The sequence below is a fragment of the Paenibacillus glycanilyticus genome (genome assembly GCF_051200795.1).
Lineage (GTDB): Bacteria > Bacillota > Bacilli > Paenibacillales > Paenibacillaceae > Pristimantibacillus > Pristimantibacillus glycanilyticus.
The window spans coordinates 500,318-519,897 of sequence record NZ_CP195155.1 but is presented as its reverse complement, the minus strand read 5'-3'; the positions used below and the strand labels follow the sequence as shown (position 1 = coordinate 519,897).

General features: G+C 53.0%; 16 protein-coding genes. 6 read left to right on the top strand and 10 right to left on the bottom strand.

Annotated features, from left to right (window positions below; translation table 11 throughout):
• The first annotated feature begins 27 nt into the window (after positions 1 to 27).
• The 3 genes from ACR9FF_RS02455 to ACR9FF_RS02445 all read left to right on the top strand — a co-directional run bounded on the left by ACR9FF_RS02455 (position 28) and on the right by ACR9FF_RS02445 (position 3,577).
• Positions 28 to 1,206: a foldase protein PrsA gene (locus ACR9FF_RS02455; RefSeq protein WP_435168720.1), complete on the top strand. Its 1,179-nt coding sequence runs from the start codon at positions 28 to 30 to the stop codon at positions 1,204 to 1,206.
• Positions 1,207 to 1,291: 85 nt separating this feature from the next.
• Positions 1,292 to 2,161, top strand: coding sequence for an aldose epimerase (locus tag ACR9FF_RS02450; RefSeq protein WP_317982515.1), 870 nt, complete (start codon positions 1,292 to 1,294; stop codon positions 2,159 to 2,161).
• Positions 2,162 to 2,869: 708 nt separating this feature from the next.
• A complete protein-coding gene (locus ACR9FF_RS02445; RefSeq protein ID WP_435168718.1) occupies positions 2,870 to 3,577 on the top strand; it encodes a DUF7002 family protein in 708 nt (235 codons plus the stop codon).
• A 656-nt stretch (positions 3,578 to 4,233) separates the two neighbouring features.
• On the opposite strand, the gene ACR9FF_RS02440 is transcribed toward ACR9FF_RS02445, so the two are convergent.
• The 3 genes from ACR9FF_RS02440 to ACR9FF_RS02430 all read right to left on the bottom strand — a co-directional run bounded on the left by ACR9FF_RS02440 (position 4,234) and on the right by ACR9FF_RS02430 (position 7,507).
• A complete protein-coding gene (locus ACR9FF_RS02440) occupies positions 4,234 to 5,634 on the bottom strand; it encodes a SulP family inorganic anion transporter (protein WP_435168716.1) in 1,401 nt (466 codons plus the stop codon).
• Positions 5,635 to 5,838: 204 nt separating this feature from the next.
• Positions 5,839 to 6,528 carry a deoxyribose-phosphate aldolase gene (gene deoC, locus ACR9FF_RS02435; RefSeq protein ID WP_127498052.1) on the bottom strand — a complete coding sequence of 230 codons (690 nt, stop codon included), beginning with the start codon at positions 6,526 to 6,528 and terminating at the stop codon, positions 5,839 to 5,841.
• Between the two features lie 28 nt (positions 6,529 to 6,556).
• Complete coding sequence (locus tag ACR9FF_RS02430) at positions 6,557 to 7,507, bottom strand: sugar-binding transcriptional regulator (protein ID WP_127498054.1); 951 nt, start codon at positions 7,505 to 7,507, stop codon at positions 6,557 to 6,559.
• Positions 7,508 to 7,845: 338 nt separating this feature from the next.
• Between ACR9FF_RS02430 and ACR9FF_RS02425 the strand changes: the two genes are divergently transcribed.
• The gene (locus ACR9FF_RS02425; RefSeq protein WP_435168713.1) at positions 7,846 to 9,645 is read left to right on the top strand and encodes a 5'-nucleotidase C-terminal domain-containing protein; all 1,800 of its coding nucleotides are present in this window, start codon (positions 7,846 to 7,848) and stop codon (positions 9,643 to 9,645) included.
• A 417-nt stretch (positions 9,646 to 10,062) separates the two neighbouring features.
• On the opposite strand, the gene ACR9FF_RS02420 is transcribed toward ACR9FF_RS02425, so the two are convergent.
• The 5 genes from ACR9FF_RS02420 to ACR9FF_RS02400 all read right to left on the bottom strand — a co-directional run bounded on the left by ACR9FF_RS02420 (position 10,063) and on the right by ACR9FF_RS02400 (position 15,766).
• Positions 10,063 to 11,274 (bottom strand): MFS transporter, encoded by a 1,212-nt coding sequence (locus tag ACR9FF_RS02420; RefSeq protein WP_435168711.1) that lies wholly within the window; start codon positions 11,272 to 11,274, stop codon positions 10,063 to 10,065.
• On the bottom strand, positions 11,274 to 11,744 hold the full coding sequence (locus ACR9FF_RS02415) for a cupin domain-containing protein (protein WP_435168709.1): 471 nt from the start codon (positions 11,742 to 11,744) through the stop codon (positions 11,274 to 11,276). The genes ACR9FF_RS02420 and ACR9FF_RS02415 overlap by 1 nt, the downstream gene beginning before the upstream one ends.
• Before the next feature lie 234 nt (positions 11,745 to 11,978).
• Complete coding sequence (locus ACR9FF_RS02410; RefSeq protein WP_435168707.1) at positions 11,979 to 13,697, bottom strand: ABC transporter ATP-binding protein; 1,719 nt, start codon at positions 13,695 to 13,697, stop codon at positions 11,979 to 11,981.
• 157 nt (positions 13,698 to 13,854) lie between these two features.
• Complete coding sequence (gene infC, locus ACR9FF_RS02405) at positions 13,855 to 14,343, bottom strand: translation initiation factor IF-3 (RefSeq protein WP_317982039.1); 489 nt, start codon at positions 14,341 to 14,343, stop codon at positions 13,855 to 13,857.
• Positions 14,344 to 14,371: 28 nt separating this feature from the next.
• On the bottom strand, positions 14,372 to 15,766 hold the full coding sequence (locus tag ACR9FF_RS02400) for an MATE family efflux transporter (RefSeq protein WP_127498072.1): 1,395 nt from the start codon (positions 15,764 to 15,766) through the stop codon (positions 14,372 to 14,374).
• Positions 15,767 to 15,949: 183 nt separating this feature from the next.
• Here ACR9FF_RS02400 and ACR9FF_RS02395 point away from each other — a divergent pair, with 183 nt between their 5' ends.
• Positions 15,950 to 16,831: an AraC family transcriptional regulator gene (locus tag ACR9FF_RS02395; RefSeq protein WP_201009124.1), complete on the top strand. Its 882-nt coding sequence runs from the start codon at positions 15,950 to 15,952 to the stop codon at positions 16,829 to 16,831.
• Between the two features lie 47 nt (positions 16,832 to 16,878).
• On the opposite strand, the gene ACR9FF_RS02390 is transcribed toward ACR9FF_RS02395, so the two are convergent.
• Both ACR9FF_RS02390 and ACR9FF_RS02385 read right to left on the bottom strand, forming a co-directional pair.
• Complete coding sequence (locus ACR9FF_RS02390; RefSeq protein WP_435168704.1) at positions 16,879 to 18,324, bottom strand: nicotinate phosphoribosyltransferase; 1,446 nt, start codon at positions 18,322 to 18,324, stop codon at positions 16,879 to 16,881.
• A 110-nt stretch (positions 18,325 to 18,434) separates the two neighbouring features.
• Positions 18,435 to 18,974, bottom strand: coding sequence for a VanZ family protein (locus tag ACR9FF_RS02385; protein ID WP_435168702.1), 540 nt, complete (start codon positions 18,972 to 18,974; stop codon positions 18,435 to 18,437).
• Between the two features lie 421 nt (positions 18,975 to 19,395).
• On the opposite strand from ACR9FF_RS02385, the gene ACR9FF_RS02380 reads away from it, so the two are divergent.
• The gene (locus tag ACR9FF_RS02380; protein ID WP_268960397.1) at positions 19,396 to 19,527 is read left to right on the top strand and encodes a hypothetical protein; all 132 of its coding nucleotides are present in this window, start codon (positions 19,396 to 19,398) and stop codon (positions 19,525 to 19,527) included.
• The last annotated feature ends 53 nt before the right edge of the window (positions 19,528 to 19,580 follow it).

Below are 19,580 nucleotides of genomic sequence, written 5' to 3'. Positions count from 1 at the left end.
CTTTTTGTTGAAGGGAGTTTATTAACAATGGAAAACAAAGACTCGCAGCACAAAAGAGAAAATGAGGAGCTCGACACGGCTGCGGAGCAAGAGAATCAACAATACGTCTATGAGGATGACAACAAAGACGATCAAGCCGTAGATGCCCTTCAAGACGAGAAAGACGAAGAGGTCGAAGAAGAAGAGCGCAAGCAAGCTCCTACTTCCGAGACTCCGGCTCAAGCAGCAGGCGGCCGCAGCGGCGGCAAAGCTTGGATCGCCGTTTCCGCGATTCTCGCCATCGTGCTTATTATCGTTCTGATTAAACCACCGTTTGGCGCAGGCGACAAAGCGGTTGCAACGGTTAACGGTGTTAAAATTTCGAAGGACAAGCTGTATGATTCCCTCGTGGAGCAAGGCGGCAAGTCGACGCTGGACAACATGATCACGCAAGAGCTGATCGACCAAGCAGCGGAAGACGCAAAAGTAACGGTTACGGAAGCAGACGTAGACAAAGAAATCGAAACCCTGAAGAAACAGTTCGGTTCCGAGGACGAGTTCAACCAGACGCTGGCGCAATACGGCATGACCGTTGACAGCCTGCGTCAAGATGCGGAAGTGCAAGTGAAAATCCGCAAAATTCTTGAGCCGCAAGTTAAAGTAACGGACGAAGACATTAAAGCTTACTACGACCAGAACAAAGCGTCCATGTCGACGCCTGAGCAAATCCGCGCTTCGCATATCCTCGTAGCTACGAAGGAAGAAGCGGAAGATATCTTGAAGCAGCTGAAAGGCGGAGCTGACTTCGCTACTCTGGCAAAAGAGAAATCGACGGATACAGGCACGAAAGACAACGGCGGCGACCTGAACTTCTTCGCGAAAGGCACAATGGAGCCAGCTTTCGAAGACGCGGCATTCAAGCTGAAAAAAGGCGAGCTGAGCGGCGTTGTTCAGACAAGCTACGGCTACCACATCATCAAGAAAACCGATGAGAAAGCAGCTGTAACGCCTACGCTGGAAGAGAAGAAAGAAGACATCAAGTACCAGCTGGTTACGCAAAAAGTAAGCGAGCTATCCTCCAACTGGATGGCGGATCTGAAAGCTAAAGCAAAAATCACGAATACGCTTGATCCTGCTGCGGCTGAAGAGTCCCCGGCGGCAAGCTCGGAAGCTAGCCCTGAAGCAAGTGCGGCGGCTGGCAACGCTTCGACTAACACAGCGAAATAAATCGAAAGGCTGTCCCCTTGAGGACAGCCTTTTTGCTTATTTATGGTATGATGTGATTAGAAAAACAGATCCATAGGAGGGCCATATGAGCCAGTTTCAAGTGAACAGCTATACCGACACGTTTAAGATTTACGAACTAATCGAGGAGAGCACTTCGTCCCGCATTCGGGTATGTCCGGAGCGCGGCGGCATCGTTATCGGCTGCCAGCTGAACGGACTTGAAGTATTCTACCTGGACAAAGCAACGTTCGAGCATCCCACTGCGAACATCCGCGGCGGCAATCCGATCCTGTTCCCGATCTGCGGACAGCTCGAGAACAAAACCTATACTTGGAACGGCCAATCGTACGAGATGGCTAACCATGGCGTAGCCCGCACCTCCGTGTGGGAAGTAGCCGGCACCAATACCGATGGCGAGGCTTCGATTACCATTGTGCTTCGCAGTAATGAAGAGACCAAGCAAAGCTTCCCGTTTGATTTCGAAGTGAGCTTCACATATGCGCTGGTGAATGGCGAGCTTCATATCCGCCAGCAATACCGCAACCTGACGGAAGGCGAAGCGATGCCTTTCTACGCCGGCTTCCACCCTTACTTCAATGCCGATTCGAAAAAGCTTCCGTACGAGACCGATGCGACTACCTACCTCGACTACAACGACATGGTTGAGAAGCCTTACACCGGCGAGCTTGATCTGGACGGCATGGTGGAATCCGTTACCCTGCTTGGCGCCAAGAAGCGCGAGATCGCGTTCCCGGTCAGCGGAGGCGCTCGCGTGCGCATGACGTATGACGATATTTTCAAATACGTCCAAGTGTGGTCCGTGCAGGACAAGCCATTCGTCTGCGTCGAGCCATGGATGGCTATGACCGGCGAACTGAACCGCCAGGAAGAGCTCGTAATGCTCGAATCCGGCGAGGCGTTAAACGCCAACCTGACGATCAGCTGCGAACGATAACATTTGGAAGGCCTTCCCTCAGGGAAGGCCTTTTTATGTTTGGCGGGCACTCGGCGCGGTTTACGGGCGCTTTCCCGGGCTTAACGATGTGCCGCATCGTTAAGGGACTAGCTATGTTACTTTTTTGCCACCTTAACGATGTCGCACATCGTTAAGCTTGCTTGTTTCGCCTCTTTTCTGCCGGTTGCGGGCATTTTCTTCTTGCTTAACGATGTGCCGCATCGTTAAGGGACTAGCTGTGTTACTTTTTTGCCACCTTAACTATGTCGCACATCGTTAAGCTTGCCCGTTGCGCCTCGTTCCCACCATTTGCGGGCATTTTCTTCTTGCTTAACGATGCGCCGCATCGTTAAGGGACTAACACGGTTACTTTTTTGCCACCTTAACGATGTCGCGCATCGTTAAGCTTACCCGTTGCGCTTCTTTTCCGCCGTTTGCGGACGTCTTCTCCTTGCTTAACGATGTGCCGCATCGTTAAGATACTAACACGGTTACTTTTTTGCCACCTTAACGATGTCGCACATCGCCAATCTTGCCTGACACGCCTAAGTTCCGCCGTTTGCGGACGTTTCCCTGGACTTAACGATGCGCCGCATCGTTAAGTCCCCCTTCTCCTCATAGGAATGCCTCCCCCCTCGGCAAGTGGTATACACCGGAGCGTTTCTGCCTCATAATACGTGAGAATGGTTCAAACAGAAGGTGGCGCTCATGAACGATATAGAGGAAACGATCGCGCTTATCACGAAAGCATGCGGCAGAAGGTCGGCTTATCATTTTACGCGGGCAAGTAATTTGCGGGGGATCGCCCATTTCGACTCGATCTGGTCGAGTCAGCATCTGCTGCCGGAATCAACTGGCGAGCGCCGGACCTTGAGAGAAGAGGTATCGTACGAGGGAGCTTCGATTACGGTTAATTCGCATCTTCGCATACCCGAGGCTATGATGGAGGCGGGCTGCTCGGTGGAAGAGTTCCGCAACTTTATAGACAAGCATATCTTCTTCTGGCCAACCAAAAGGGATTGCCTCAAGATGCTGACGACATACATGCGGCGAGAGCCAGACGAAGCATTTGCCGTGCTCGAATTCGAAGCAAGCGAGCTGCTCCTCGCGCACAGGGAGTCTGTCCGGTTGTCCAAATACGACTCGGGCAGCTCGCCGCGTTTTCCGAAGAGCTGCAACTATCGAAAGAGTCCGGCGATGTTTGTATCCCTCGCGGATTTTGGACGCAGAACGGATCACGCGGTCCCGCTCAAGCCTTCGGAGATCAAGGAAATTCTTATCGAAGAGCAAGCACGCTCCATTACCCGGCTGCTCAGGTCCGTTTATGCACCGACCCAAGAGCATGTGCCTCTGGCATGGCTGCCAAATTACCAGCCCCTCGACCGCCTGCTCCCCATTAATGAAACGGAAGCATAACTTAGCTTACGAGTCATATTGGATTTCATCCAACAAAATGGGATGTTATCGGGCCATCGCTCGGGCTACATTGGATTGGCTACAGTAAAATCGGCTTATCTAAGCAATATCGGCTCATTCCTAGCTCTTCTAGTGGATAGAATCCAACGTAGCTGCCGGGAACCACACTTTGGGTCTGTTTTTACTGGAAAAAATCCAACGTGCGAGTAAGGAACGCAGAGGAAGGCATGACGAAGGTGCGACGAAGGTTCCACCGAACGAACAACACGACACAACAAAGATATGATGAACGCTCGAGCAAGGCACAACACAGAAGGCACAACGATGGCATAACGAGAACGCAACGATACAACGAAGATACGATGAACGCGCGAGCAAGGCACAACGCGGAAGGCACAACGCGGGCGTAACGAGAATGCAACGAGCACAACGAAGATACGGTGAACGCGCGAGCAAGGGACAAAGCGGAAGGCACAACGAGGGCATAACGAGAACTCAACGAGCACAATGAAGGTACGATGAACGCGCGAACAAGGCACAACGCGGAAGGCACGTGAGGGCACTTCGAGGGCACTTCGAGGGCACAATGAGGGCACAACATGGCCACGACGAGCACAACAAAAAAGCCGCCCCAAAGGGCGGCCCACCAAACCATTTTACACGCCAACAACCGTCACTTGCTTGCCGTTCTTCTGCAAGCGGTCGACCGTCTTGCGGACGGCGAGGTTCGCCGTGTGATCCCATACCTTTGTGCCGGAGAGGTCGATATGGACCTCCTCCGCTTCGCAGTCATGCTCGATCCGCTCCTCCAGCTCGGAGGCGGAGGCGAAGAACAGCTGGCCGTGCACGCGGTACGTCCGCGTTGATCCATTCCATTCGTCTTGAATATGCACCTTGGAGGCTTTTACCGCGAATCCGATAAAGCTTACGAACACGCCGGCAACTACGCCGATCGCCAGGTCATGCGTGAGCAGCACGGCGCCAACCGTCACCAGCATAACGACAGTCTCGCCGAGCGGCAGACGGTTCATGCGGAACACGGAGCTCCAGTCGAAGATTGCGATGCATACCATCAGCATAATGCCCACCAGCGCAGCCATCGGCACAAGCGCCAGCAGATCGCCAAGCAGCACGACGAGCAGCAGGAGGAATAAAGCCGCGACGAGAGTCGACAAGCGGTTTTTCCCGCCCATTTTCACGTTAAGCACCGATTCCGCGACCAAAGCGCATCCCGCCATCCCGCCGAAAAACCCGGCAACGATATTGGCAATGCCCTGCCCCTTCATCTCCCGGTTCTTATCCGTCTTCTCCCCGGTCATCTCGTCCAGCAGGTTATGCGTGAGCATCGTCTCCGTATAACCAACTACCGCAAGCGACAAGGAGTACGGGAGAATAATCCAGAGCGTATCCAGACTGAACGGTATATCCGGCAGCAAAAACGATGGCAGCGAAGCGTCAATCGCGGCGATATCGCCGATTCGCGTAACATCCCCCATGCCAAGCGCCCATACGGCCAGCGTCAGCACCACAACCGCAATCAGAGGCGATGGAATCGCCTTAAAGAAGTGAGGAACAAGATAGATAATGCCAAGCGTTACGGCAACAAGCGCGTACATGGCCCAGGACTCGCCTTTGAAATACCGCAGCTGCGACAGGAAAATCATAATCGCCAGCGCGTTAATGAACCCCGTCAGCACCCCCGAAGGGACAAACCGCATCAGCTTGCCAAGCTTAAACACGCCCATCAGGAACTGAATGACGCCCGTCAGCACGGTTGCCGCGAACAAATACTCGATGCCATGCTCTTTCACCAGCGTTAGCATAAGAACGGCCATCGAGCCGGCCGCAGCCGAGATCATGCCCGGTCTGCCGCCCAGAAACGTAATAACAAGCAGTATACAAATCGAAGCATAAATGCCCACGACCGGCGGGACTCCAGCCATAAACGAGAAAGCAAGAGAATCCGGCACAAGCGCCAGCGTTGCCGTAATGCCGGCTAATATGTTCATTCTCGCGTTACTCGTCCACTGCTCCCGCCATGAAGTCTTCAAACTCATGGTTCACCTCAGCTAATCTATGATAACGTCCGACCAGTTCACCCCGGTCCGGCACCTCATCCTCGAAACGAAACGACAAACAAAAAGACCAGCTCAACGAGCCGGTCATTCGACTATCTTCATGATACCCTGCTCTTCCGCAAAGGGTCAATCCCAAATGAAGGGACGACCCTAAGCGGCCGCCCCTTCCCAATATAAAGCTTTTTAGTATCCTTCGCCTTGTCCGCCAGTCACAATCGCTACGCTCGAGCTTGCGCCGATTCGGCTTGCGCCTGCCTCAATCATTTTGAGCGCAGTCTCTAGGTCGCGAACGCCGCCGGAAGCTTTTACGCCTAGATCCGGACCAACCGTACGGCGCATCAGCGCGATATCCTCCGCCGTAGCTCCGCCTTTGCCAAAACCCGTCGACGTCTTCACGAAGTCCGCTCCCGCTTCCTTGCAGATCTCGCAGGCGCGTACCTTCTCTTCGTCGGTAAGCAGGCCAGTTTCCAGGATTACTTTCAGAACGGCCTTCCCTTTGCACGCCAGGACTACGCCTTCCACATCACGCTTCACGCCTTCGAAGTCGCCGGACTTGATCAGGCCAACGTTAATCACCATATCGACTTCCGTCGCGCCATTCGCAATCGCGTCCTTCGCTTCCTCAGCCTTCGCAAAGGTCGTAGTCGCTCCAAGCGGGAAGCCTACAACCGTCGTGATGCCAACACCGGAGCCCGCAAGCTCTTGCGCCGCAAGCGCGACATAACCCGGATTCACGCATACCGTTGCAAAATGATACTGCTTCGCTTCTTCGCAAAGCTTGATGATCTCTTGTTTCGTCGTTTCCGCTTTCAGTGCAGTATGATCAATGTAAGCAGCTACTTCCCCCGCCGACAGATTTTTTTGATTACTCATACCCATCCTCCAATATTTATCTACTCTATTATCCTTTGAACTCCAGCAAGTGCTGCGCCGTAACCTGGTCGGTTATTAGCGTATTTGTATACTGGCCGTTTAATGCGCCGTATATCGCTTCCACTTTGCTTGGTCCTCCGGCAACAAGAACGGACCATTCCTTCTTCTTCAGCTCGTTTAAGTCTATGCCGATTGTACGGTGATCCAGCTCCTCGCTGCACAGCTGCCCGTTAATATCGATAATCCGGGAGCAAATATCGCCAACGCCGCGCGATAAAATAATGCCCAGATCCTCGTCGGAAAAATAATTCGCCCGGATCAGGACCGAATCTTCCGTCGGTGCCCCTACTGTGACAACCGCGATATTGGCCTGCTTGCCCATATCGAGGATTTTGCGAATATGCCTGTCCGCTTCAATCGCATGCTTCACGACCGCATGGTCCACAATCGCCGGCAGCGGAATCAGATATGGCGATGTCTGATACGCCTTCGCGAACAGCTGCGCAATCTCATACGCATACGTATTCGTCTCGGAATGGCTTACGCCGCCGTTCAGCTGCACGACCTTTACCTTCTTCGTATGCTTGTTCGGCAGACGAGTAGCCACTTCATATAATGTTGTTCCCCAAGTGACGGCGATCGTATCGCCATCTTGTACCGTATCGTTCAGAAAATTAGCCGCAGCCTCGCCAATGACCTTCTTGACCATGGCGTCCTCGTATTTCGGTACGGAAGCTACAATCGCTTCCTTCAGGCCAAAGCGTTCCTTGAGCATGCGGGCGCGTTCCCGGTTATCGGAGGCCGGGTCCATAATGCGAATCTGCACGATGCCGTCTTCCTTCGCCTGCTGCAGAAAACGCGAAACCGTCGGGCGCGATACGCCCAGCTTTTTCGCTATCTCCTGTTGATTGTAGTCAAGCTCGTAATACATACGGGCCGCTTCAAGCATTTTCACCCGTTTATCACTTAGCTCCTCCATCCGTCTTCCCCTCTCGCAGAGTTGCCTTTAAGTTATGAGAATATGATCGAATTAATATGACAATATTTCAGGACTATTATACGTGCACCTACCAGCCAGAGCAACAGCCGGCTATATTTAACGCCAAGTTTTGACATTTGTTCAAGGAACTAGTGTAACTATTGTGCACAGGAGGTGAAATAACGATGTCGAAAGCTAGGAAAGATGGACGAATGGAAAAAGGACTTACGACTCAATTTGCTAAATTTTCAGATAATTTACAAGAATTTGAAGGATATCCCTTCCAAATACCGAATACGTACTGTCGATAAAAGAAAAATAAACAGTGGAGGGATACGATGCTTATCAAGCTTAGAAAAATGAAGTGGGCAGCGGGGACGCTGCTTGCCGCATCGCTTTTTGCTGCGTCTGTCGGCGTTGTGGCAGCAGCAGACGAAACGGCAGTACCCGCTTCCGCCAAGCACATCACGCTTCTGCACACGAATGACATGCACGCGCGCGCCGTGGAGGGAACCTCGGGAGAAATGGGCTTTGCCAAGCTTGCCGGCATTATCGACAGCTACCGCAAAGCTAATCCGGATAGCCTGCTGCTTGATGCGGGCGACGCTACGCACGGAACTACCTTCGCCACGCTGGTGAACGGTGAGAGTGTCGTACAGGTGATGAACAAGATGGGGTATGACGCGTTTGTTCCGGGCAATCATGACTTCAACTATGGCTACAAGCGGCTGCTTGAGCTTGAACAGATGATGAAGTTCCCGGTTCTCAGCGCAAACGTTAAGGTTGCTAAAGACAATACGTCCTTATTCAAGCCTTATATTATTAAGGAAGTGGATGGCGTGAAGGTGGGGATCTTTGGCCTGACAACGCCGGAGACCGCTTATAAGACGCATCCCAAAAACGTAGAAGGCTTAACCTTCTCCGATCCAACCAAAGAAGCTCAAGCTATTGTGGACGAGCTCAAAGACAAGACCGACGTCATCGTTGCAGTGGGACACATCGGCCAGGATGCCTCCAGCGTCGATACAAGCCTGAAGATCGTCAAAGCGGTAGACGGCATCGACGTTTTTATCGATGGGCATAGCCACACCGTACTGGAGCATGGCCTTACGGCCGGCCATGACACGCTGATCGCAAGCGCCGGCGAATATACGAAGTATTTGGGCGTCGTGGATCTGTGGGTAGACGGCGGCAAAGTCGTGAAGAAGGAAGCGAAGCTCGAGAACAAAGATACGGCGGCGAGCATCACGCCTAACGCCGAGATTGCGGATATGGTCGCCTCTATTCAGAAGAGCCAGGAGACCATTCTCGCTGAAGAAGTGGGCACGGCCAGCGTGAAGCTGGACGGCGAACGCGAGCAGGTCCGCACCGGCGAGACGAACCTCGGCAACCTGGTCGCCGACGCGATTCGCGATGCGGCCGGAGCCGATGTTGCCATCACCAACGGCGGCGGTATCCGCGCCTCTATTGACGAAGGCACCATTACAAAAGGCGAGATCATCACCGTCCTGCCGTTCGGCAATCAGATCGTATCGCTGAAGGTCAAAGGCGCCGATATCAAATCGGCTCTCGAGACCGGCGTATCCGACTACCCGAATTCGAAAGGCGGCTTCCCTCAAGTATCGGGTATTACCTTCAAGATTGACGTAGCCAAGCCAAAAGGCCAACGCGTCCATTCCGTGACATTTAAGGGCAAGCCCTTAAACGAGAAAGCCGATTACCTGCTGGCAACAAACGACTTCATGGCTGCCGGCGGCGATGAATACACGATGTTCAGCCCGTATCCGCAAGCCGGCATGTACGGTTCGCTGGATGAAGCGTTGATCGCTTACATCGCCAAGCTGGGCACCGCGAATCCGAAGGTGGAAGGCCGCATTACGGTGGGCGCAACTCCTGTTGTTGCACAGCCAAAACCGGAGCCTAAACCAGAACCTAAACCAGAACCGAAGCCAGAGCCGAAGCCGGAACCTAAACCGGAGCCGGCAAAGCCAGCCGTCTATGTAGTGAAGCAAGGCGATACGCTATGGGCGATCGCCAAAAAGAATAACACCACCTGGCAGAAGCTTCGCGACCTGAACCATATCAAGAACCCGAACCTTATCTATCCGGGGCAAAAAATTAAGCTGCCTGCTGCTTAAGCGGCAGAGCAACAAGGGCTGTTCCTCTGGGAACAGCCCTTGTCTTGTATCTGAAAGATAAACGCTCCGCCTACGCTGCACGAAATTCCATTCTCGTCCATTATGCTGCACTTCCGTACAACATAAATCCCTAAACTAGCTAGCTTTAAGAGTACCACCGTCCGCCTACGTTGCACGAATTGCAGCATAATGGAGCATTTGAGCCAAGTAACTCGTCTTATCCTGCATAGAATGCAGCATATTCGCTCAAAAACAGTCGATACAGGCTAATTTCGCACAATATACTGCATTCCTTGCAGCATATCTCCCGAACAGCCCCTATTCCCACCTATACGCTGCACTTCGTGCAACGTCAGCCCACTGAGACTACTAACAAAAAGAGCGGTGCCCCAGGCACCGCTCTTTTCCAAATCCAAGTTACCCTTGAGCCCGCGCGCGCTGGCGGCTCAGGTAAATGAAATACACAGCTAGATAAATCACATACAGGATACCCGACAGCAGGAACATCGTCGTGTAGCTTGTCGCGGTTACGACTACGCCGAGCAGAATCGAGCCTAGCCCGATCCCGATATCGAAGAAGTTGTAATACGTCGCGGTTGCAACGCCGCGGCGCTCCGGCTGCACCAGGTTGATGACCCATGCCTGCAAGGCCGGGAACATCGCGCCAAAGCCCGCGCCGTAGAATACGCCGGCGAGCAGCAGCATCGCCATCGAATCGGTGTAATAGAGCAGGACGCAGCCAATCATACAAAGGATCGCCGTGGGGAACAATACCCAGAACGGCCCTTTCCGGTCGAATAAGGGACCGCTGATGAACCGGATCAGCACCTCGCTGATCGCTACAACCAGGAAGAAGTAGCCAGTCTGCGTTATGCCGATATCCTTGGTGAACAGCGTTACGAAGCTGAGCATGCCGCCGAAAGCAAAGCCTACCAGCGAACCAAGCATCGAAGGCACAAGCACCTTCGGCTCGATAATCTCAGCCCATGGCGAAAGCTTAGCCCCTGCCGCATGAAGCTCCGCTGCAGCAGCTGCTTCAGCCGCGGCAATCTCGACGGATTGGGCACCTTTTTGCCGAACCAGCAAGGTCAGCACCAATGTAATCGCGAGGAACACCACTCCGGCTCCGAACAAGCCGGCATAATCGTATTGATCGAGAAGCCATAAGCCAAGCATGGGTCCGATCGAGAAGGAAACGGCATTGCCCATTGCAAAATAGCCCATCCCCTCTCCCCGTCGCTCGGCGGGAATCGCATCGGATACCAGCGTGCCGTACAGCGCCGTAGCAATCCCGAAGCCAAAGCCATGAACAACGCGAAGCGCAAGCAACGCCGAGATCGAGTTGGCCGCATAATAACATGCCATCCCGATAAGGCAGATCGTTACACCGATCAAGAGCAATTTGCGCTTGCCGAAATGCTTCAGCCCGATGCCAATGAGCAGTCGCGACACAACGGCCGAGAACGTGAAGATACCCAGCATCATGCCGATCTGCGAGCCGCTGCCCCCCTTCTCATCCGCGAAGAGCGGAAGGGTGGGAAGCAGCATCTCAAGACCAAAGAACAAGAATAAGTTAGACAACGCCAGCAGAATGAAATTTTTCGTCCAGAGCTTTTCTGCCGGTTTCATTAAAATTTACGTTCGATCAGCTTGAAGTCATCGTAATGGAAACCCGGTGCTACGATGCAAGACACCAGAACCGGCTCATCGCCAAGCGGACGCGCCATCTGCCATTCTGCTGCAGGAACAAGCGCCTGCGGATGCTGGCCATTCGCAACGTCGCCTCCAACGATAATCTCTTTGCGCACTTCGGGGTTCTCGCCCGTACCGCCCAGCGTCAGCACAAGCGGACTGCCGGAATGCCACAGCCACAGCTCATCCGAATGGACCGTATGCCAATCCGAGAACTCCTCCGGATGAAGCAGGAAATAAATCGAAGATGCCGCAAAGCGCGGTCCGGAATACGGCTCGCCCAATACCGCCTGCGGAATTTCAAAATTAGCCTTCCAAATCTCCTTGTACCAGCCGCCCTCCACATGAGGCTTCAGTTCAAGCGCCGCTACCAGCGGGGATATTTCTTTTACAGTAGTTGCCGACAATATAGCCCTCTCCTCTCTATCTCTCGCACTATCTTTTTGTTAGGTTCAGTCCAATGTACTATGCAATGCCCCGATCGTCAATGCGCTACTTGTGGATGCAAGGCCTCTTTCTCCCAACCGCACCACATCCGGCAACAAAAAAAGTCTGCCCCTTCGGCAGAAGGCAGAAAGAACGGCGAACCGTTCCAGCTGCTGCGGGGGCAGACTCTATTAAACTCTCTATTAGCGTTAACCTCACAAAGCCCCAAATTGCGCCTGATGCAAGCGGCTGTAAATGCCTCCCGTTGCCACTAGCTCCTCGTGACGGCCTTCCTCGGTGATGCCGTTCTCGGTCACCACCACGATGCGGTCCGCGTTCTTAATCGTCGCCAGACGATGCGCAATGACCAGCGTTGTCCGGCCCTCGGACAGCTCGGCCAGCGACTGCTGGATCGCTTGTTCGGTCTCGGTATCAAGCGCCGAAGTCGCTTCGTCCAGGATCAGGATCGGCGGGTTCTTCAGGAACATGCGGGCAATCGCCATCCGCTGCTTCTGGCCGCCGGACAGCTTCACGCCCCGCTCCCCGACAACCGTGTCGAGTCCGTCAGGCTGTGACCGAATAAACTCTTCCAATCTCGCGCGGCGCGCCGCTTCCATAATATCCGCGTCGGATGCGCCAAGCTTGCCGTACGAGATGTTGTCGCGGATCGTACCGGCGAACAGGAACACATCCTGCTGCACGATGCCAATCTGCTTGCGAAGCGATTCCAGCTTCAGATCGCGAATGTCGTGACCATCCACCGAGATGCTGCCTCCATCCACTTCATAGAAGCGCGGCAGCAGACTGCAGAGCGTTGTTTTGCCGGCGCCGGACGGACCAACGAACGCGATGGTCTCGCCTGCGCGGATCGACAGGCTGATATCCTTCAGCACCTTCGCTTCGCCTTCGTAACCAAACGTCACGTTCCGGTATTCGATATCGCCATGCAGACGGTCAACCGACTTCGCATCGGGAGCGTCCGCTACATCCGGCTCGGTCTCGAGCAGCTCCACGTAACGGCGGAAGCCCGCGATCCCGCGCGGATAGCTTTCGATAACGGCATTAATCTTCTCGATCGGCTTGAAGAAAATATTCGTCATCAGGACAAAAGCAACGAATTCCCCGTAATGAAGATTGTCGTTAATAACGAACCAAGTACCGGCAAGCAAGACAAACAGCGTGACCAGTCTCATCAGGAAATAAGTAATGGACGAGTTGAGACCGATGATTTTGTAAGAGATCAGCTTCGCTTGACGGAACCGGCTATTGTTGCCTGCGAACAGCTTGCTCTCATGCTTCTCGTTCGAGAAAGCCTGCACGACGCGGATACCGCCAACGGTATCTTCGACGCGGGCGTTAAAGTCGGCCATATCCCCGAAGAGACGGTGGGAAGCCTTCGTCATCTTACCATTGAAGTACAGAACAAGCACCAGAATAATCGGCACAACGATAAACGTCATGATCGTCAGCGGCAGGTTAATGTACGCCATAATGCCGAACGCGCCAATCAGAGTCATAACGGCAATAAACATATCCTCCGGACCATGATGCGCCACTTCGCCGATCTCGAACAGATCATTCGTCATACGCGAGATCAGATGGCCGGTCTTCGTATTATCGAAGAAACGGAAGCTAAGCTTCTGCACATGATCGAACAGCCTCTTGCGCATATCCGTCTCGATATTGATGCCCAGCATATGTCCCCAATACGTCACGACAAAGGACAGGAATGTATTCAGCACATAGACGGCGAGCAGAATCGCGCAGGCGCCAATAATTAACTTCAGATTCCCTTCCGGAAGAAGCGTATCAATGACATGGCTGACCGCCAGCGGGAAGCATAGTTCCAGAACAGCCAGAACGACCGCACAGCAGAAGTCGAGCAGGAACAACTTACGATAAGGCTTGTAATAAGCAAAAAACTTCTTAAGCATCCGGATCTCCTTTTTCGAAAAAATATAAGCTAGCAAGATTTATCATCTACCAGACTTATATTTCACCGCGAAAACATAGGCTGCTCCTCTTATTGACGAAGCAGCCGTTTCACTAGTTGATAATCATTATCATATATGGGATGGGCATGACTGTCAATTAATTCGGGTTCACTTGAACCGCCGCTTGCTTGCCGCTCAGCTGAATGCCGGACTGCTTCGTTCCATACGGCTTCAGATCAGCTAGCAGCTGCTCCAGAAGCTCCTTCGCTCTAGCTCCCTCTTTGCCTTGAATGCGGATGACCAGCTGAACCGCGTTGCCGGATTCCAGCATTTTCACCGCCTGCCGCAGCTTCGTGTCGTAATCATGCTGCTCGATATCCACGCTAAGCCGCAGCTCCTTCACCTTCGCAGGCTCGCTCTTCACCTTCTCCGCCCGCTTCTGCTGGCTCGCCTGCTGCTTGGCGCCGCCGCGCACAATCAGCTTACACGGAGGCGGACTGCTCATCAGCGATTCGCAGACGAGATCCACCTTCAACTGCTTCGCCATCTGAAGCGCTTCATCGCGCGACACAATGCCAAGCGATTCACCGTCGAGACCGGTGAGGCGTACCTCGGCTGCTTTTATTTTCTCATTCATAATTAACATAAATCGTATAACCCCCGTCTACTGTCTGTTAGGCCTCTAACGTTGCGCCCGAGCCTCCCGCTCCGTTAGGCGAGACGGCTGCCGGCTTCTCCTGGCCCGTCGTCATGAACTTCTTCTGTCTCCACCGTCTAAGCACCCATATGCCGCGGATGTATTCGTCCATAATCATGCACGCATAAATACCCACAAGTCCCCATCCCAGCGTTATCCCAAATATATAAGAAAGGATAGTCGCGATCAAGGTCATCGAAGTAATCGAGGTCCACATCACGTAACGGGTGTCGCCAACCGCGTTCAGCGCGTTGCCGATGCCCATGTTGAGCATTTTGCCCGGCTGCAGCAGCAGGTTCATCCCAAGCAGGGAGACGCCCATCGCGATAATCTCCGGATCGTTCGTGAAGATCTTGAGAATGGTACCGCCGATCAAATACAGCACCAGCGCGTTCACCGTTACGATCGCAAGCCCGATCCACAGCGCACGGTAGGAGTTTTTGTAAGCCTCCTGCACCTTCCCCGCTCCGAACAGATGCGCGATCTGGATCTGAAGCGCAAGCGCAAGCGAATAACCAAGCATGAAGCAGAACGATTCCAATGTATTCATATACGTACGCGCCGACAGCTCCACCGACCCAAGCTGCGCGATATACGTATAGATAAGAAGCTGGGAGAAGACCCAGCAGGACATGTTAATGCCAAGCGGCCAGCCAATCTTCAGAATTTCCTTGAACAGCTTGCTGTCGAACAGCTTGAAGTCGCGAAGCGAAATCTGGCGTTCGAAGGCGCCAAGGAACATGATCAGGAGCACAATAACCGCAAGCAGGCGGCTGATGTCCGTCGAGATCGCAACCCCTTTGAGTCCCCACTGCGGAAATCCGAATTTGCCGAAAATAAAAGCGTAGTTCATCCCGACATGCACGATATTCATGCCAATGGCTGTATACATCGGGCCTTTCGTATTGCCCGTATTACGGATCGCATTGCTCAGCGCCGCCATAATGGCCACAAGCACCATCCCGCCGCCTACAATTGAAATATACGTTTTCGCAAGCGGCAATAACTCATCCGGCAGATGAAGCGCGGAAGCGATCGGCCCCGGGAACAAATACAGCAGCACGCTGATTCCAAGCCCAATAATCGCGCTGACTTTGACGGCCATAATCGCAATCGTACGGGCATCTTCGTTCTTCCTCATCCCAATCCGCTGCGCGATCAGAATACCCGCCCCGCTCGCTACCGTCATGAACAGCGTCATCAAGGCGCTGAACAGCTGCGTCGAGAAGCCGACGACGGCAACCGCATTATCCGAGATTTTGCTCACCTGCAGCGTATCGGCTGCCCCTAACAGAAATTGCAGGAATAACTCAATAAATATCGGCCATGCAAGCATCCATAGCGAAAACTTGTGATGTTCACGCTTTTGCATTTTATAATCCTCCCGAGCGTACACATGCTGTAGCCGATGTTTAAGTAAACGGCAACTCCAATACGCCACTATATTAGTCATGCAATTTCATATTATAGATGCTATACTTCGGGTAATGTATCAGTTTTACAACCGAAACTTTCAAAATTCAAACCTCCGTTAGGGGTACAAAAAGGTGCCGACATGACCCTGTTTCATTTTACCGTTCCGCCGCTTCCGCACTACATTGCATCGGGCTATACGAAGAGCCCCGCCGGGTTCAAGCATCCCAGCAGATACCGGATTGGCGTGTTCGATTTGCTTGTCGTTACGGAGGGCTGTCTCTTTATGGGGGAGGGCGATTCCACGTTTGAGGTACGAGCTGGGGAGGCTTTAATTCTGGGGCCGGACAATCATCATTACGCGACAAAAGCATGCGAAGAGCCCTCCGCCTATTACTGGCTTCACTTCCAGACAACGGGACGGTGGGCGGCTTCGGAGGAATATGCACCGCGGATTATTCAAGGCAGGGAGCCGCATGGCTTAAATCCCCAAATTTTCACTACGCAAACCTTCATCAAGCAGGTGCCGCAATACACCAGGCTGCTTCAGCCCGCTAAGATCGTCGAGCAGATCCAGCAGCTGATGGAGCTCGGTCACGGCAACCATCTGGGCAGCGTCAGCTGGAAGCAGCAGGTGCTGTTCCAGGAAATTTTCGAGCAGCTGTCCGCCTCCATCGAGACGCAAGGCACAACGCCAACGTCGCAATGCGCGGAGCTCGCCGCTTCGTATTTAAGGAAGCATTACCGCGAGGATATTAAGGCGCAGCAGCTTGGCGAGAGCATCAACTTCCATCCTGTCTACATCGCCAGATGCATGCAAAAAGAATTCGGCTGCTCGCCGTTCGACTTCCTGCTGCGCTTCCGCATTCAGCAGTCGAAGCTGCTGCTGCTGCAGACGAACTATACGATCGCAAGGGTGGCCGAAGAGGTCGGCTTCAACTCCGCCGCCTACTTCACCTCCTGCTTCGCCAAGTACGAGGGCATCTCGCCGCGCAAATACCGCCAGCGCTTCTCGCATGGCTGAAGCGCATGGCTGCATCAGCAGCCGCGGCGGTACGGGAACCCGGGCCGCTACTGCTGATGCGCCTTGATCAGATCCGTCTTCAGCTGCCAAGCCTGCTCGCTTAGATGAACCGGATACAGATCCGGGTTCAGCTTGCGGAGAATCTCCGGCCGGAAGAGGCTGAGCTGATGCTCGTGGTAGCTGCGGATCTCTTCCAGAAGCGGAAGCTTGTACACGATCTCCCCATCCACCACGATCGGCTTCAGCAGCGGCACCGCTTCGTAATCACTAATGAACCGATGGATATACGGATGAACCGGATCAAACAGCTTGATCCGCTCGCCGTTCAGAATATCCGTCTCCTCATGCAGCGTCATATAATCCGCTTCGGCAAGTCCCGTGGACCTGTTCATGATCCGGTACACGTCTTTTTTGCCCGGAGCCGACACCTTCTCGGGATTGCCCGAGATCTTGATGACCGGTATGTATTGTCCGTCGCACTTGCGCGCGGTCAGCTTGTACACGCCGCCAAGCGACGGCTGATCGGCCGCCGTAATCAGCTGCGTGCCAACGCCCCATGTATCAATCCTGGCGCCTTGCGCCTTCAAGTTGAAGATCAACGTCTCGTCGAGATCGTTCGATGCCACGATCTTTGCATCCTGCAGCCCTGCCGCATCCAGCATCTTTCGTGCTTCCTTGGACAGATACGCCAAGTCGCCGCTGTCGAGCCGGATGCCGCCAAGCCGCCTGCCGATGCTCTCCAGATAGCGGGCTGTCTTAATCGCATTGGGTACTCCGCTTCTGAGCGTGTCGTACGTATCCACGAGCAGCGTAACGCCGTCCGGCAAAGCCTTCGCATAGGCCAGGAAAGCTTCCTCCTCGGATTCATGCCCCTGCACCCAGGAGTGAGCATGCGTTCCCTTTGTCGGGATGCCGAACATCATGCCGGCATGCATATTAGAGGTAGCATGGAAGCCGGCAATATAAGCCGCGCGCGCTCCCCATACCGCCGCATCCGCCTCCTGCGCCCGGCGCGTCCCGAACTCCAGCAGAATATCTCCCGAAGCGACCTGCTTGATCCGCGAAGCTTTCGTCGCGATCAGCGTCTGGTAGTTCATGAAGTTCAGCAGCGCCGTCTCCACCAGCTGCGTCTCGAAGATCGTGCCTTCTACCCGTACGATCGGTTCATTCGGGAACACCAGCGAGCCTTCTTCCACCGCATGCACCGTTCCCTTGAAGCGGAACTGCCGGAGCACCTCCAGGAAGCCCAGATCATAATTCTCCTCCTGCTTCGCCAGGTAAGCGAGCTCCTCTTCCCCAAACTTCAGATGCCGGATGAATTCCACGATTCTCTCGAGGCCAGCGAATACCGCATAACCGTTGCCGAATGGCAGCTTGCGGAAGAAAGCCTCGAATACGGCGCCTTCCCCGTCCGTGCCGTTTATCCAATGGGCGTACATCATATTAATCTGATATTTATCCGTATGAAGCGTTAAGTTATTAGCACCGTCCACTACTCCTCGACACACCTCTCTAGTTGATCTTACTCACAGCATATCCATAATAAGCAAAAACAACAGCCTTCCGCCACATCAGCGAAAGGCTGCCGCTATTGCTGCCTGCTCTAGAACTTCCGGACGAACCGGTATTCCTGCCTCCGGCGTCTTCGTTCAAACCAATAATGAATTGAAATACAGATGATCAGGCCAATGCAGCCGCCCGTCAAATCCACAATCACATCCGTCGGATTCCCCGTGCGTCCGACCTTGCTCAGCTGATTCGTCTCATCGAGCGCCGCTATCCCGCCCGTCAGGATCAGCGCCATAATAACCGGCAGCACCATCTGCCTGCGTGCCATCAGATTGCGGATGAACATGTACAGCGATACGCATAACACGGCGTACATGAACAAGTGCGCCCCTTTGCGGAAGAAGAACTCCACGAAGCCGTATGGGTCTTCTTTGGCCACGACCGTGCCGCCATGATACGTAATGGAGGTATCCGGAAGCTTCTGAGCTAGTTCTTCCTTGGTGACCCATTTATTTAACGTCGGCTTGATGGACTGCTGGTTATACGATTCAGACGATAAGGTAAAAATGAAAAATATCCAACAAAATACGACAAAAAACCATATTATAGAATTTTTTCTATCCTTTTTTAACATTTTTCTTCAACACTCCTTCGACACAATCCGTTCCACCCTTTATCTATCTCTGGTCAGTTATTGTATCAGATTCATGAAGGAAATGGAAATCTACCTCTCATCCTACGAAAAACAAGACTAAGGTAATGTAAATTTGAGTAAAAAGTCCTATAAACTCTTGTTTTTAACATCCATTCTTTGGTATTATACAAATATATGAAACTTGTGATAAAACCTTTTATCGCAGTCAATCAATGATGAGCGACCACGTTTATAGGTAGGTTTTATCGCCAAATAGAATTTCTAGTTTCATTGTATTTTGAAGCTAATAAATTCTATTGTGGTTAGTTTTTTATTAGGGCCATGCTTACGAAGCATGAACCATCACGAATGTCCTTGAAAACGGCCATTTGTGTGATCATTCATTTTAGGAGGTTAGAGAATGGCTGGCTATTTGATGTTCTCCGAGATTTGGACACCCTTTAAGGTGGTAGGCATACGAGTATTTAAAGACGAGAACGGCGACTACTGGTACAAATACCGAAACAACAAACGCTCTCGGCTGTTCAGATAATCTATCTCTATCTCATTAAATGATATTGCCATACATAGAATCATATAAACATA

Excerpts from the sequence above, each read along its gene's own strand:
- ACR9FF_RS02395 (WP_201009124.1), top strand. The coding sequence starts at position 15,950 with ATGACCCTGTTTCATTTTACCGTTCCGCCGCTTCCGCACTACATTGCA.
- ACR9FF_RS02440 (WP_435168716.1), bottom strand. The coding sequence starts at position 5,634 with ATGAGTTTGAAGACTTCATGGCGGGAGCAGTGGACGAGTAACGCGAGA.
- ACR9FF_RS02445 (WP_435168718.1), top strand. The coding sequence starts at position 2,870 with ATGAACGATATAGAGGAAACGATCGCGCTTATCACGAAAGCATGCGGC.
- ACR9FF_RS02410 (WP_435168707.1), bottom strand. The coding sequence starts at position 13,697 with ATGCTTAAGAAGTTTTTTGCTTATTACAAGCCTTATCGTAAGTTGTTC.
- ACR9FF_RS02380 (WP_268960397.1), top strand. The coding sequence starts at position 19,396 with ATGGCTGGCTATTTGATGTTCTCCGAGATTTGGACACCCTTTAAGGTG.
- ACR9FF_RS02400 (WP_127498072.1), bottom strand. The coding sequence starts at position 15,766 with ATGCAAAAGCGTGAACATCACAAGTTTTCGCTATGGATGCTTGCATGG.
- ACR9FF_RS02455 (WP_435168720.1), top strand. The coding sequence starts at position 28 with ATGGAAAACAAAGACTCGCAGCACAAAAGAGAAAATGAGGAGCTCGAC.
- ACR9FF_RS02385 (WP_435168702.1), bottom strand. The coding sequence starts at position 18,974 with ATGTTAAAAAAGGATAGAAAAAATTCTATAATATGGTTTTTTGTCGTA.
- deoC (WP_127498052.1), bottom strand. The coding sequence starts at position 6,528 with ATGAGTAATCAAAAAAATCTGTCGGCGGGGGAAGTAGCTGCTTACATT.
- ACR9FF_RS02450 (WP_317982515.1), top strand. The coding sequence starts at position 1,292 with ATGAGCCAGTTTCAAGTGAACAGCTATACCGACACGTTTAAGATTTAC.
- infC (WP_317982039.1), bottom strand. The coding sequence starts at position 14,343 with ATGTTAATTATGAATGAGAAAATAAAAGCAGCCGAGGTACGCCTCACC.
- ACR9FF_RS02420 (WP_435168711.1), bottom strand. The coding sequence starts at position 11,274 with ATGAAACCGGCAGAAAAGCTCTGGACGAAAAATTTCATTCTGCTGGCG.
- ACR9FF_RS02425 (WP_435168713.1), top strand. The coding sequence starts at position 7,846 with ATGCTTATCAAGCTTAGAAAAATGAAGTGGGCAGCGGGGACGCTGCTT.
- ACR9FF_RS02430 (WP_127498054.1), bottom strand. The coding sequence starts at position 7,507 with ATGGAGGAGCTAAGTGATAAACGGGTGAAAATGCTTGAAGCGGCCCGT.